Source organism: Patulibacter medicamentivorans (assembly GCF_000240225.1).
GTDB lineage: Bacteria > Actinomycetota > Thermoleophilia > Solirubrobacterales > Solirubrobacteraceae > Patulibacter > Patulibacter medicamentivorans.
Genome location: NZ_AGUD01000292.1, coordinates 41,211 through 52,673, shown reverse-complemented (window position 1 = coordinate 52,673; position 11,463 = coordinate 41,211). Strand labels below are relative to the sequence as shown.

The 11,463-nt window shown below is 73.0% G+C and carries 18 protein-coding genes; 2 read left to right on the top strand and 16 right to left on the bottom strand.

Annotated elements, in window-relative coordinates; genetic code table 11:
- The 10 genes from PAI11_RS27565 to PAI11_RS24860 form a co-directional block, all read right to left on the bottom strand.
- Positions 1 to 613, bottom strand: a 613-nt coding sequence (locus PAI11_RS27565; RefSeq protein ID WP_050897331.1) for a hypothetical protein, incomplete at its 3' end; no start/stop codon positions are given.
- Entirely contained in the window at positions 610 to 1,866 is a 1,257-nt protein-coding gene (locus PAI11_RS20055) for a tyrosine-type recombinase/integrase (RefSeq protein ID WP_007578220.1), read from the bottom strand. The genes PAI11_RS27565 and PAI11_RS20055, both read right to left, overlap by 4 nt.
- On the bottom strand, positions 1,863 to 2,252 hold the full coding sequence (locus PAI11_RS20050; RefSeq protein ID WP_007578219.1) for a hypothetical protein: 390 nt from the start codon (positions 2,250 to 2,252) through the stop codon (positions 1,863 to 1,865). The genes PAI11_RS20055 and PAI11_RS20050 overlap by 4 nt, the downstream gene beginning before the upstream one ends.
- 2 nt (positions 2,253 to 2,254) lie before the next feature.
- Positions 2,255 to 2,533: a hypothetical protein gene (locus PAI11_RS20045; RefSeq protein WP_007578218.1), complete on the bottom strand. Its 279-nt coding sequence runs from the start codon at positions 2,531 to 2,533 to the stop codon at positions 2,255 to 2,257.
- A complete protein-coding gene (locus PAI11_RS20040) occupies positions 2,533 to 3,501 on the bottom strand; it encodes a DUF2303 family protein (protein WP_007578217.1) in 969 nt (322 codons plus the stop codon). The genes PAI11_RS20045 and PAI11_RS20040 overlap by 1 nt, the downstream gene beginning before the upstream one ends.
- Complete coding sequence (locus tag PAI11_RS20035; protein ID WP_040601108.1) at positions 3,498 to 3,869, bottom strand: hypothetical protein; 372 nt, start codon at positions 3,867 to 3,869, stop codon at positions 3,498 to 3,500. The genes PAI11_RS20040 and PAI11_RS20035 overlap by 4 nt, the downstream gene beginning before the upstream one ends.
- Positions 3,870 to 4,173: 304 nt before the next feature.
- Positions 4,174 to 4,596 carry a hypothetical protein gene (locus PAI11_RS20025; protein ID WP_007578215.1) on the bottom strand — a complete coding sequence of 141 codons (423 nt, stop codon included), beginning with the start codon at positions 4,594 to 4,596 and terminating at the stop codon, positions 4,174 to 4,176.
- Positions 4,593 to 5,306 (bottom strand): DUF2786 domain-containing protein, encoded by a 714-nt coding sequence (locus tag PAI11_RS24865; protein ID WP_007578214.1) that lies wholly within the window; start codon positions 5,304 to 5,306, stop codon positions 4,593 to 4,595. Before PAI11_RS24865 ends, PAI11_RS20025 begins: the two co-directional genes overlap by 4 nt.
- On the bottom strand, positions 5,307 to 5,630 hold the full coding sequence (locus PAI11_RS20015; protein WP_040601106.1) for a hypothetical protein: 324 nt from the start codon (positions 5,628 to 5,630) through the stop codon (positions 5,307 to 5,309).
- A gap of 65 nt (positions 5,631 to 5,695) precedes the next feature.
- Complete coding sequence (locus PAI11_RS24860) at positions 5,696 to 5,923, bottom strand: helix-turn-helix transcriptional regulator (RefSeq protein WP_170320763.1); 228 nt, start codon at positions 5,921 to 5,923, stop codon at positions 5,696 to 5,698.
- Between the two features lie 92 nt (positions 5,924 to 6,015).
- Between PAI11_RS24860 and PAI11_RS20005 the strand changes: the two genes are divergently transcribed.
- Positions 6,016 to 6,582, top strand: coding sequence for a helix-turn-helix domain-containing protein (locus tag PAI11_RS20005; protein WP_040601105.1), 567 nt, complete (start codon positions 6,016 to 6,018; stop codon positions 6,580 to 6,582).
- 465 nt (positions 6,583 to 7,047) lie between these two features.
- Positions 7,048 to 7,632 (top strand): DUF4352 domain-containing protein, encoded by a 585-nt coding sequence (locus PAI11_RS19995; RefSeq protein ID WP_040601103.1) that lies wholly within the window; start codon positions 7,048 to 7,050, stop codon positions 7,630 to 7,632.
- A 130-nt stretch (positions 7,633 to 7,762) separates the two neighbouring features.
- Here PAI11_RS19995 and PAI11_RS19990 read toward each other — a convergent pair whose 3' ends face one another.
- The 6 genes from PAI11_RS19990 to PAI11_RS19965 form a co-directional block, all read right to left on the bottom strand.
- Positions 7,763 to 8,017, bottom strand: a complete 255-nt coding sequence (locus PAI11_RS19990) for a hypothetical protein (protein WP_007578210.1) — start codon at positions 8,015 to 8,017, stop codon at positions 7,763 to 7,765.
- Between the two features lie 6 nt (positions 8,018 to 8,023).
- Positions 8,024 to 8,827 carry an N-acetylmuramoyl-L-alanine amidase gene (locus PAI11_RS19985; RefSeq protein WP_007578209.1) on the bottom strand — a complete coding sequence of 268 codons (804 nt, stop codon included), beginning with the start codon at positions 8,825 to 8,827 and terminating at the stop codon, positions 8,024 to 8,026.
- 111 nt (positions 8,828 to 8,938) lie between these two features.
- Positions 8,939 to 9,148 carry a hypothetical protein gene (locus PAI11_RS19980; RefSeq protein WP_007578208.1) on the bottom strand — a complete coding sequence of 70 codons (210 nt, stop codon included), beginning with the start codon at positions 9,146 to 9,148 and terminating at the stop codon, positions 8,939 to 8,941.
- Positions 9,149 to 9,233: 85 nt separating this feature from the next.
- A complete protein-coding gene (locus PAI11_RS19975; RefSeq protein ID WP_007578207.1) occupies positions 9,234 to 9,500 on the bottom strand; it encodes a hypothetical protein in 267 nt (88 codons plus the stop codon).
- Positions 9,500 to 11,062 (bottom strand): hypothetical protein, encoded by a 1,563-nt coding sequence (locus tag PAI11_RS19970; RefSeq protein WP_007578206.1) that lies wholly within the window; start codon positions 11,060 to 11,062, stop codon positions 9,500 to 9,502. Before PAI11_RS19970 ends, PAI11_RS19975 begins: the two co-directional genes overlap by 1 nt.
- Before the next feature lie 7 nt (positions 11,063 to 11,069).
- Positions 11,070 to 11,450, bottom strand: coding sequence for a phage tail fiber protein (locus tag PAI11_RS19965; protein ID WP_007578205.1), 381 nt, complete (start codon positions 11,448 to 11,450; stop codon positions 11,070 to 11,072).
- Between the last annotated feature and the right edge of the window lie 13 nt (positions 11,451 to 11,463).

Below are 11,463 nucleotides of genomic sequence, written 5' to 3'. Positions count from 1 at the left end.
CGGCCCAGGCGGCCCCGGCGGCCTCGGCGGCCCCGGCGGCCCAGGCGGCCCCGGCGGCCCAGGCGGCCCAGGCCTTGCGACGCTCCTCGAAGCGGCGCAGGAACTCGGCCTCGAACGTCTCGCGGGCTCGCATGCGCAGCGTCTGGGCGTGGTAGCGCACTTCTTGCGTGAGCGGCCGCGCAGCCGTCGCGGTCTGGTAGTCCACGATCGGCGCCAGGGCCTGGAGCTTGTCCGCGGCCACGTGCAACTCGTGGTCGGTGGTGTCGCGCAGCAGCGCGGGGAGCGCGGTCCGGATGGCCCAGTCGACCGCGAGGTAGGCGCGGCGAGCGGTGAGGTCGCTGGATCCGCGGGTCCCGACCATCAACGGCAGGACGGGGCGAAGGAAGCGGTTGCGGGTCGCGTCATCGGGCATCCGGTCGTTGAGGCCGCGACCGAACGCGGCGATGACCGGGTCGACGCACGCCGGGCTGTCGTTGGTACCCACGCCGCCGGCGAGCCAGTCGACGACCTCGAGCGCGCAGTGGCCGTCGTCCCAGTCGCGGTGGCCGCCGTAGTGCAGGTCGATGGTGTCCAGCGCGGCGAGCCGCGCGGGGTCGATCGTGACGTTGTTCATGAGCTCTTCTCCTTGGCCTTAGCGGCCTTCTGCTTGGCCTCGCGCGCGAGCACGTCGGACGCGAGCGGGATCGCCGCTGTGCGGGCGGCGGTGATGTGTTCGACCAGGTCGACCGGACCGGCGCCGGCGAGGTCGGCGATGATGTGGGAGTAGGTCTTGGCCAGCACCTCGACGGTGTGGCCCATCTCCTGCGCGATCTCCTGGAGCGACAGCCGCTGCTCGGCGAGCCGTAGCGACGCCCACAGGTGGCGCAGGTCGTAGGGGCGGAACAGCTCGGCGTCGAGCTGGGCGCGGGTGCGGGCGCGACGGAACGTCTTGGCGCGCCAGCGGCGGTAGCCGCCCTCAGTCATGTGCGCCCCGCTGGCCTGCGGGAACACGAACGCGCGGCCCGGCGGGGTGCCGTTGGCGTCGCGCCATGCGTCGAGGTCGCCACGGAGCGGAGCGATGATCTCGATCGTGCGCGGCGGCTTGCCCTTGGACTTCTGGCCGCCGATGAGACGGCCGGCCGAGATCCGCTGCTCGACGAGGATCGTCCGCTCGCGCACGTGGCGCCACTGGAGCGCGAGCGCTTCCTGCGGCCGCAGGCCGGCGTAGCCCATCACCGACATCAGCGTCCGCGACCACGCGCCGCCGGCGAGGAGGCGCATCACCTCGAGCTGTGCGGCCGTGGGCGGGTGGACGGCCCGCAGCGACGCGCCGGCGGCCGGCTTCTTGATCGGCTGGACGGCGTTGTAGTCGACGAGCTGCCAGCGCACGGCGTCGGTGAGGACGCTCTGGAGCACCGACATCGCCTTGCGGACCGTCGGGCCGCCGCGGCCGGGGCCGAGGCGCGCGTGGAGCGCGGCGGAGACGTCGGCCTTGAACACACTGATCGTCTTGGGCCGGATCTCGCGGACCTCCATGTCGCCGATCCGCGGCAGGATCTCGTTGTTGAGCATCCGCTGGTAGACCCGCTGCGTCGTCACGGCGAGGTCACCGGCGCGCTGCGGCCACCACGTCGACTCGACGAACACCCGCAGCGTCTCGCGGCCGCGGTCGAGATCGTCGAGCTGGCCACCGCGGCGCTGGAGCCGGATCTGCGCCTTGAAGTCGCGGGCGTCCTGGACGCGATCGAACGTCGCCGAGCGCTTCCGACCGGCGGCGTCGGCATAGCGAACGCGGTGCGTCTTGGTCTGCGTCCCGTCGCTCTTGTAGTAGACGGTCGTCTCGATCCCGCCGCGACTGGACCGCTCGCTGGTGCCCGCGCGACTCATCCGAGCGGGGCGATGATCGGCAGGTTCGCGTCGCCGACGGTGCCGCGGCGACGGCGCCGCGGGGCGCGAGGCGGCCGGTCGGCGATCTCGCGCAGCGGATCGATCACGGCCGCGGGCGGCCGGTGGCTGGTCGGTGGCGCCAGCGTGCCGGCGCCGCGGTCCTGCGCGGAGCAGTCCTCCAGGAACGCGTCGACCCACGAGCGACGGAACCGCCAGACGCCGTGCGCGGGCTTGGAGCAGCGCAGCAGCGGGTAGCCGGTCCGCGGCCGAGTCCACTTCTTGACGGTCGAAATCGCGACGCCGGTGTCGGCGGCGATCTCCTCCAGCCCGATCCACGGATCGAGCGCGGCCGGCGCGCTGCCGGTCGACTGCGTCGGCAGGTACACGGTCAGCCCCCTGACGGGCCGCCGAGGCGGCGTTGCTGGTTGAGGAAGTCCTGGGCCTCCGCGGCGACGTCCGCGCCACGCCGCGCGAGCGCGCGGTCGAGGTCGGCCATCAGGTCGCGGCGCGTGTCGAGGACGAGCTGGTCGTCCTGGTCACGCACCGCGATCCCGATCAGCAGCACGAGGACGGACACGCCCAGCAGACCCCACGGGCCCAGGGCCTGCCCTGCGCCGACCAGCAGGCCGATGCAGGACGCGAGGATGATCAGGCGGCCCGTCGTCATCAGCCGCGAACGTCGTAGGCGCGGACCTTCAGCTGCTCGTCACGCCGAACGGACCGGTCGGACCCGATCGGCGCGCCGCGGTAGACCCGCTCCGCGATCCCGCCGTCGAGCTTCGACAGCAGATCGGCGTGCAGCTTCTCGACGGCCTCCCGGACCGCGTCCTGGGGCCGCTCGAGCTTGTAGCCGATCTCCAGCCCGCCAGCGGACACCCGGTATCGCAGCCGCGCGGTCAGCGGGACGCGGTCGCCGCCGGGGAACACGGCGACCGCGAGCTTGAACCGCTCGGGGATCGTCAGGTTCCCGCGGTTGCCGGCCTTGGCGTCCTGCTGCTCCTTGTAGGCGAACTGGATCTGCCCGTCGGTGGTCCGCTGCGAGCTGGCGAACTCGACGTCGCGGTTGACGCTGATCGTCTGCACCACGTCGAGCAGGTCCGCAGCCGCCGGTTCGATCACCTCGGCGATCCCGTCCTCCAGGTGCTCAGCGAGCGCGAGCTGGTCGACGCGCTTGGCGTCGAGGCTCAGCCAGTGCCGCCACTCCGGGGTCGTGCGCAGCGCGAGCGTCGCGCGGTGCTCGCCCCACCCGGCCGTGCCGTTGACGCCGTCGTGGTCGTCGAGGATCCCGGTGATCGTGCCGATCGGCCGGTCGTCCTTGCCGAGCGCGCCGGCCTCGTGGTGCGTCCAGACCGTCGTGGCCGCCGACGTGTCGGTGTGGTGGGTGTTGACGTAGCGGGTGAACGGCTCCAGCTCGTCGAACGTCGCGGTGCCGCGACGCCGCAGCGGGTGCTCGGCCCAGTCGTCCGGCGCGCGGACGTCGGTCACGACGAGGTCGTGGCCGTACGGGCGCAGGTGCAGCCCGACGCCGTCGGCCAGCTCGACGGGCTCGCGGCTGGTGGCCTGGTAGGCGAGGTCGCGCACCTCGCGGATCGCGGCGGCCTGATCCGTCAGGCCATCGGGGGCGTTGGTGGTCATCGCTGCTGGGTCTCCTCGGGGTTCGCGGCGGCCGGCTGGAGCGCCGGGTCGGTCATCTGGCTGGGGTGATCGCGCGAGAGGCCGCCATCGCGCGTGACGAAGAACGTCGAGGCCGTCGGCTTCGGACGCGGCATCCTGGGAGTCATCTCGGGGACGATCTGGACCATCTCGTCGTTGCCCGCGATCGGCTGGACCGAGAACCGGATGACGATCGCGCCGGCCTTGCCCTGCCGCCGAACGGCGGTCGTGAGGTCGGCCATCGCCTCCGAGAGCTGGCGCAGGAACAGGCCGCTGTGGACGCCTTCGAGGACGTCGATGAACGACGGTGCCGGCGGCCTCGGCGGCGCGTCGGGTTCGGTGGTTTCCATCACGCAGATCTCCTCTGCTGGTGGTAGTGGGACATGACGTAGGGAAGGTCGGTGGCGCGCGGTGCCTCCCGCACCGCGCGCCGGGTGAACAGCACGTCGGACGGCGTCAGCCGGCCCGTCAGCAGCCCAGGCACGAGGTCGCCCTCGCACCGCGGCCGCGGGCGGGCTCTCCTTCTGGGCCACGCTTCGTCCTGACGGCCCCTCCTGACGGACTCACGGCCATCACGGAGGAGACCCAGCAGCCGCCGCCGGTGGTAGACCACGGCGACCAGGAGCAGCACCAGCACCCACGACGCGAGCGGGGTCACGAGACGAGCCCCTCGGACGGGAGGTAGGCGACAGGCGAGCAGGGGCCGTCGTGGCCCTGCGCCCGCCGGCAGATCGGGCCGAAGTCGTGGGCGCCCTGAGGCGTGACTGGCCGGCCGCAGGCCGATCGCGCCCGCTCGACGGGCGCTCCCCAACCGGGGACCCGCTGCCGGCGGCCGTGGTGGAAGAGGTAGAGCAGCAGGCTGAGCCAGCCGGCCTTGCGCTCGAGCGAGCCGTTGCGGCTGGACGCCTCGGCGCACCCGGCGACCTGGAGCACCAGCTCCTCGTCGATCTGTCCGGTCTCGACGAACTCGCGCAGCGGCGCCAGGAGCTCCGTCAGGTCCGGTTTCAGGTAGGTCGGGATGCCGGCCTTGGCGATGTCGAGCGCCTCGGCGTCGGTGATGATCGCCGTCGTCGTCACGAGGTCACCGCCGATCCGGCAGGCAGCGCACCGCGACCGCCGGAGACCTGGCTGTCGCCGAGACCCATCCGGGCACCAGCGCGGTCCCCGGCGGCAGCGGCAGCGGGGTCGACCGAGGCGCGGTAGTGGCCCTTCCGCAGGTTCGGGTGCAGGTCCTCGATCGCTCGGGTGACGGCGTCCTTCACCAGGACGATCGCGTGAGGGTTCGCCGTCTCCCGCTCGACCATCGTGCGACGAGCCTTGAAGCGTTCTTGCAGTCGGTCGACGGCTCCCAGGAGCCACGAGTTGCGCCAGGTGCGGGTCGGGACCCAGAACTCGTCGCGCGTCGCGGCGGCCAGCTTGGACTCGCGGTCGAGGTTGCGCTCCAGGTAGCGGTACAGCTCGACCATGCTCTCGGTCGAGCCGCGCGGCCCGTAGAAGTGCACGTGGGCGCCGGAGAGGTAGGTGATGTCGCCGCCGAGCGACCGCGCGACAGCGCCGGCGAGCGAGCGCCGCCACGGCACGGTGCACCCGGTGTCGCGGACGTAGGTGTCGTCGACGCCGATCTCCTGATCGGCGCTCGCCGCGACGGCCGCGAGGTCGAGGCCGTGCTTGAGGAGCAGCGCCTGGGCCTTCTCGGCGGCTGCGGTGGCCTCGTTCTCGTTCGGCGACTCGCTGAGCGCGAGGAGCTTCCGGATCCGGGCCGTGACGTTGTCGTCGTGGGTCGTCATCTAGCGGCCCGCCGATGCGGTAGCGATCGGTGCCTCGGCGCGCCACGGCGCGACCGGCGCGTGACCGAGCGCGGCCTCGGTCGCTGCGGTCCGGCACGCGCCGACGAACGTGCTCCACGTGCCATACGGGCCGGGGGGCGGGCCGAGCACGACGGCCGCGCGAACGTCCGCGAGACGCGTCAGCCGCGCCGCACGGGACTCGCGGTGCTGCGCGTCCTCGACCTCCGTGAACGCGGCCAGCCGCGCGTCCGCGCTGTAGAGCGCCGTCCGTCGGGCGGGCCTGCTCAGGTCGCCGGGTTCAGGGGTATCGTTGGTGCTGCTCACGGGACTTCTTCTCCTGTGGGTCATGCCCCCGGCCGATGCAACGGCGCGGGGGCGTTTCGTTGGGTTCAGGCCGCCTCGGCGGCGAGCGGGTAGAGGTCCTCAACGCTCGTGGCGAGGACCTGCGCCAGGCGGCGGAGGTGCTTCGCGCGGGGCTCGGTCTCGCCGGCCTCCCACCGCGCGTAGACGCGAACCGCCACGCCAACGCGTCTGGCCACTTCCTCCTGGGCGAGGCCCAGGTCGTCGCGGCGCGCGCGCAGCCTCTCAGGGAAGCGGTCGGCCGGGTCGTCGGTCATGCCGCGCATCTTGACAGGACAAGAATGTCCCGTCAAGAAAGACGGCATGATTTGTCCTGTCGTGATCGTCATGACAGACTGATGCTCGTGACGTGGGACCCAAGGAGACCGAGCGGGACGACCTGCGTGACCTGCTTCGGGGCGCCCGAGGGCGCCTGAAGATCACCCAGGAGGAGGCCGCGCTTCGCGCCGGCGTGACGTTGCGGACCTACGCTCGGTGGGAGCGGGGGAAGAATGTCCCGCAGGGTCAGAACCTTCTGCACCTGGCGAACGGCCTGGGGCTCGACAGCGCCGAGCTTGCGCGGGCGGCGAGTCGCGACGGCGTTCCGGTGGCCGTCCGCGCGGAACAAGCTGAGGAACGCGCGATCGCCGCGGAGGGGGAACTGGTGGCGCTGCGTGAGCAGGTCGCCGATCTCGGTGATGAGGTGCGACGGCTGGCCGGCCTGGTCCGCGCCTACCAGGCCCCGGTGGTCCTGGCGGAGGACGGCGACGGGCTGGTGGTCGGTGTTCGAGCCGCGGACGGGCGGCGCGTCCTCCTCACGGGGAACATCGCGCCGCCCGACATCGCGGAGGACCGCGATCGTCGCCTGTCTGAGCTGCTCGACGACGCGGAGGCCGCGACGGGGTCAGGGGTCGGCGTCGCGGGCAAGGGCCCGTAGTCGCCGCGCCTGGCGGCGGACGCGCGTCCGCAGATCAGGGTCCGCCACGAGCTGCGCGAGACCGCCCTCGGCGTCATCGATCACTGCGGCGAGCGCGAGGGCCGCCTGCGCGAGGGCGGCGACCTCAGGTCCGCCGGGCGAGACGTGCACGTGCCCGCGGGAAGCGGTGCTCGGTTGTTTCGTCCGCGACCCCTGACCGCCCCATGCAGCGACGCTACGAGACGGGCAGCATCCTCGGCGGCCGCTGCGGGATGCCTTGACGGGCAGCCCCTCTGGGGGGATGCAGGGCAATACGCGTTACGCGTGCGACGGCGTAACAGCGGATGTTCGACTTCGCCGGGCTAGGTCGCCCGCCGTCGGTCGCGAGGGAGAAGGACCACCCGCGCGAGTGAGGCCGGTTCGCGTAGGGTTCCGCCCGCGCGCCCCGGCACACACGGGCGTCTCAACCAAGATTCGGGGGAATCGATGCCACGCTTGATCCAGCTTGCCGCGACCGCACTGCTCGCCGCCGCCTTCGCCGGCTGCTCAGCCGACACCAACGACGCCGGCGACAAGGCCGACGCGAAGTCCAGCAGCGAGAAGAAGCCGGCGTCCTGCGGGACGCGGGCCACAAGCGACTGCACGCCACACGTGGCGTTCGGTCGGAAGGTGCGGGTGGACGCCCTCTACTACGACATCGTCAGCGCGAAGGCGGTGGGCTCGATCGGCGACCAGACCTACGGTCTCGGCGAGAAGGCCGACGGCACGTTCGTGGTCGTCAAGGTGAAGGTCCACTCCGACAAGAACGAGTCGGCCACGCTGACCGACAAGGTCTTCCAGCTCGAGGTCCGAGGGAACACGTACGACCCCGACACCCAGGGCACCGTCGCCGCGATCGGCGCGCAGGAGGAGCCGTTCTTCCTGAAGGACATTGGACCTGACGCGACCGTGACCGGAACGGTCGTCTTCGACGTGCCGAAGGCGGCGTTGAAGCGCAAGCCGGAGCTGCGGTTGAACGAGCTCGGGTTCGGGTCGGGCCACGGCTACGTCCGCCTTCCGGACCTGTCGTAGAACGACGAGCGCCCCCGGCGGGTTAGGCCGGGGGCGCAGGTTCGGGGACGGCGCGGCGAGCCGTCGGGCGGGCCGCGGGACGCGCTTCCGCGCGCGCCGTCAGGTGGTAGACCCGCTGGCGGGCCGGGGTTCACCCCCCGAGTTCGTCGGGGCCGGTGCCACCGGCGGCGGGGTCGTTGTCGGCGACCGCGACCGCGGCGTCGAACCGCGGCGTCCAGGCCGAGACCGCGGCGGCGGCGAGGCCGACGATCGCGGCGGCGACCGCCGGCGGCAGGTCGAGTCCGAGCACGCCGGCGAGCCAGACCAGGACGGTCGCGGCGGCCGCGGCGAGGCCGGTCGGGTGGTTGATGGTGGCCGCCTGCGAGGCGGAGCGGATCGTGGGCATGGTGGGTCAGGCCGCCTTGTAGTCGGTCTCGAACGCTCCGGGGCAGGACGTCGGGAACAGGTCGTTGTGGCCCCAGACCGTGAGGTCGCGGAGCCGACGCGGTGCGCGGTGCGAGGCCGGCATCGCGGTGGTGTGGGCGTTGGCCAGCAGCCAGCGCCAGGTCGCGCGCTGCGCCGCGGTCATCCGCTGGCCGGTCGTGCCGTGCACCACGACGCCGATGCGGCCGGTGTTGTGGCCGCCGACGTGGGCGCCCTTCAGCGCGACCGGGCGCAGCAGCGCGAGGGTTCCGGCGGTGGTGATGCCGAGGTGGTAGCCGATGCCGCCCCAGCCCTGCGCGGCGTGCTGGGCGTGGTACTGGCGCCAGAGCGCGAGGGCGTGGCTGTCGCTGGTGTCGCGCGGCCCGGCGGTGTAGTGGCCAACGGTGCCGACGAGCGGACCGAGCGGGCCGAAGAGGTCGCGGATCGTGACGTTGAGGCGCACGATCTTCGGCCGGTCGCCCGCCGACGTGGCGGTCTCGTTCTTGTGCGCGCGGCGCCAGGCGCGCGCGCGGCGCAGCTCCGCTGCGGTCCGCCCTGCGGGGTTGACGACGATCGCGTACCGCCGACGCGCCAGCGCGTCGGTGCCCTCGAAGGCGTGGCCGCCGAGCGCGGTGACGACGCGGCGCCAGAGGTCCCAGGTCAGGCGGCCGAGGATGCCGTCGACGGCGATGTCCCAGTCAGCGACGCGGCCCTTGCCGCGCGCCCGGAGCGCACGCTGCAGGCGGGTGACCTGCTCGCCGGTGGCGCCCTGCTTGAGGATCGGTGTGGCCATGGTCAGTCCCTTGCGGTCGAGGGGTCGAGGGTGAGGATCCGGGCCATCAGAGATGGCCCGCGAGGATCTGGGTGATCAGCCACGAGACGGCGCAGAGCGCCCAGGCGGGGATCACCCGGCCGTAGGCGGTCCGCCGCCACCGACGCCGCTGCGCAGCGGTGGTGCGAGCCGGCCGACGAACAGCGAGAGGATCGCTGGGGCGGACTCGAGCGTCAGCGTCTCGCGGAACGCCAGCAGCACCAGCAGGACGAGAGCCGCCGCGGGGAACGCGATCCGCAGCAGCAGCGCCTCCGTCAGCGCGATGCAGTCCCAGGCGCGCACTCACGTCGCCTGGTGAACGTTGAGGGTGGTCGCGGGCATGGGGGTCCTCCCGTCGGTGCGGGGGTCGGGGGCGATGCGGGCACGGCTAGGCGGTCCCGACGGCGTAGGTCGCGAGGTGCTCGACGCGGACCGGGGCGGTCACGCGCAGGAGGACGGCGACGGTGCCGGCCTCGGCGGAGTAGACGATCGACTCGACGGTGCCGTCGCTCAGCACGGCGGACTCGATCTCGATGACGGCGGCCGGGTTGCCTCGGACGGTCGCCGTGACGGTGTAGGCCGTCGGCGTGACGGTCTCGCCATCGAAGCCCTCAACCACGAATCGGACACGGACGTCGGTGTGGGTGAGCACCATCAGTTGACCCTCGCTGTCACGGTGGGGTGGCCGACCGCGACGCGGGTCGCGATCGACTGGGCGGTCGCGGTCACGAGGAGGTGGGCGATCGAGGCGGTGGCGATACCGACCGGGGCCGGTGCGGCGCCGATGGTCCAGGTGCTGCGGCCGGTCAGCGCAGCGGACAGCCAGAGCGCCGCGGCGACGTTGGCGGTCGCGTCGCCGCTGGCGACGAACTCGGCGGCGAGCGCGAGCGAGAGGAACGGCGTCGCACTGGCGGTCGTGTGACCGTCGAGGGTCGCGGCGAGGTTGCGGCTCGCGGTGCAGGCGGCCGCGACCGACGTCGAGCCAACGGCGGTGCCGGCCAGGGCAGCGGAGATGCTGGCGGCGGCCGTCGCGGTCGCGCTGGCCGTGAGGTGCGCGGGCTCGAGGTAGACGATGTCGGGGACGGCGGCCGACGCGAGTGACTGGGCGACGAACTCGGCGGCCAGCCAGGCGATGGCACCGATCGCGGCGTCAGTCGCCGCCTGCCCGTCGAGGGCGGCGGTCTCGTTGACCGCGGCGGAGAGGTGAGCGGCCAGGTCGCCGGTGCTGGCGGCGTGGGCGTTGAGGCCAGCGGTGGCGCTTGGCGACCCTGTTGCGGTGGACGTGCTCGACGGGCTGGCGGTGAGCACGGCGTGCGCTTCGAGGTGGCCAGCCGCGGCGCTCTGCCCGGACGCCGCTGTCGGTTCGATCGCCACGGTCGGCGTGACCCAGGCGTCGACCTGTGCCGCCCCGGCCAGCGTGGCTGACAGCGCGGCGTGTGCGCCCAGCACGGCGGTCGCGGTCCCGTCCCCGGCGAGGATGGCCGGGGAGAGCGTCGCCACGGCGGTCGCGAGCCCGGTCGCGGTCGACTCGCCGGCGAGGGCCGCGGCGAGCCCGGCGCGTGCCGACAGCGCGCCGACGATGGGGCTCTCGCCGGTGGCCGTCGCGGCGAGCCCGGCGCGCGCCGACAGCGTCGCGGTCGCGGTCGTGTCGCCGGTGGCGGCGGCGGTGAGGTAGGCGTACTGGGGGTCGGGTGCGGCGATCCCGACTTGGTAGAGGCGGACCTGCCGGGTTCCGGATCCGGCGTTGTAGGTCTGCGTCATCCGGAACCGCAGCTCGAGCGCGCCGGCGGTGCCGTAGCCGCCGGCGGCGCGCAGCGTGTCGACCTGGCCGGAGGTCAGCGTGAGCGACGCGGCGAACGGGCCGACGTTGGTGCCGCCCTGCGGGTAGTTGGCCGCGAGGCTGCCCTGTGGTACGACCTCGGTTCCGTTGGCCCACAGCCCAAGGTCGATGTAGACCTGTGAGCCGGCCGAGCTGTTCTTGCCGGTCGACCACGAGATCGCGTGCCCGGTGTTCACACCGGGGTCCTCGAGCTTGCCGAGCAGCAGCGCGAAGGTCTGCGTGATCGTGGCCGTGCCGAACCCGGAGACGATGAAGTCGGCGGTGTCGGCCGACGTCTCGTCGACGTTGACGTAGCGCTGTCCGGCGGTGTTGGTCGGGGACCCCGCCGGGCCGGTGGCGAAGGTGCCGTCTGCGGTCGGCGCGACCTGCTGCGTCATCGCGTCTCTACGAGAGCCCGAACGACAGGTCGCCGATCGCGAACCGCGGCTGGACCGGGGCGGTGATCGCGATCGGCGTCAGGTCGACGCGCCACCGCATCGCCCCGCCGGTCAAGGCGGTCATCGCGGCGGCGGCGACGATGGTGCCCCAGTTGCCGGTCGGGATGGGGTAGACGACCTCCGCGGTGTTCTTCTTTGTGGACGCGCCTGCGACGGTGGCGGCGGCGCCGAGGGTCAGGGCCTGGCGGGCGTAGGCGTTGCCGGACACCTCGGTCCCGCCTGCACCGTCGTCCGCCGGCGCGACGGTGAACAGCGCGAGGTAGACGGTCCCGCCGAGCGAGTCGTCGAGGATGCGACGCTCTTCAGCGTCGGTGATGTTGTCGGCCATCAGGGGGGCTCTT

Bases quoted from the DNA above. Each gene is read 5' to 3' on its own strand.
- PAI11_RS20055 (WP_007578220.1), bottom strand. From the start codon at position 1,866: ATGAGTCGCGCGGGCACCAGCGAGCGGTCCAGTCGCGGCGGGATCGAG.
- PAI11_RS24860 (WP_170320763.1), bottom strand. From the start codon at position 5,923: ATGACCGACGACCCGGCCGACCGCTTCCCTGAGAGGCTGCGCGCGCGC.
- PAI11_RS20035 (WP_040601108.1), bottom strand. From the start codon at position 3,869: ATGGAAACCACCGAACCCGACGCGCCGCCGAGGCCGCCGGCACCGTCG.
- PAI11_RS19965 (WP_007578205.1), bottom strand. From the start codon at position 11,450: ATGGCCGACAACATCACCGACGCTGAAGAGCGTCGCATCCTCGACGAC.
- PAI11_RS19985 (WP_007578209.1), bottom strand. From the start codon at position 8,827: ATGGCCACACCGATCCTCAAGCAGGGCGCCACCGGCGAGCAGGTCACC.
- PAI11_RS19990 (WP_007578210.1), bottom strand. From the start codon at position 8,017: ATGCCCACGATCCGCTCCGCCTCGCAGGCGGCCACCATCAACCACCCG.
- PAI11_RS19975 (WP_007578207.1), bottom strand. From the start codon at position 9,500: ATGGTGCTCACCCACACCGACGTCCGTGTCCGATTCGTGGTTGAGGGC.
- PAI11_RS19995 (WP_040601103.1), top strand. From the start codon at position 7,048: ATGCCACGCTTGATCCAGCTTGCCGCGACCGCACTGCTCGCCGCCGCC.
- PAI11_RS20045 (WP_007578218.1), bottom strand. From the start codon at position 2,533: ATGACGACGGGCCGCCTGATCATCCTCGCGTCCTGCATCGGCCTGCTG.
- PAI11_RS24865 (WP_007578214.1), bottom strand. From the start codon at position 5,306: ATGACGACCCACGACGACAACGTCACGGCCCGGATCCGGAAGCTCCTC.
- PAI11_RS20040 (WP_007578217.1), bottom strand. From the start codon at position 3,501: ATGACCACCAACGCCCCCGATGGCCTGACGGATCAGGCCGCCGCGATC.
- PAI11_RS19970 (WP_007578206.1), bottom strand. From the start codon at position 11,062: ATGACGCAGCAGGTCGCGCCGACCGCAGACGGCACCTTCGCCACCGGC.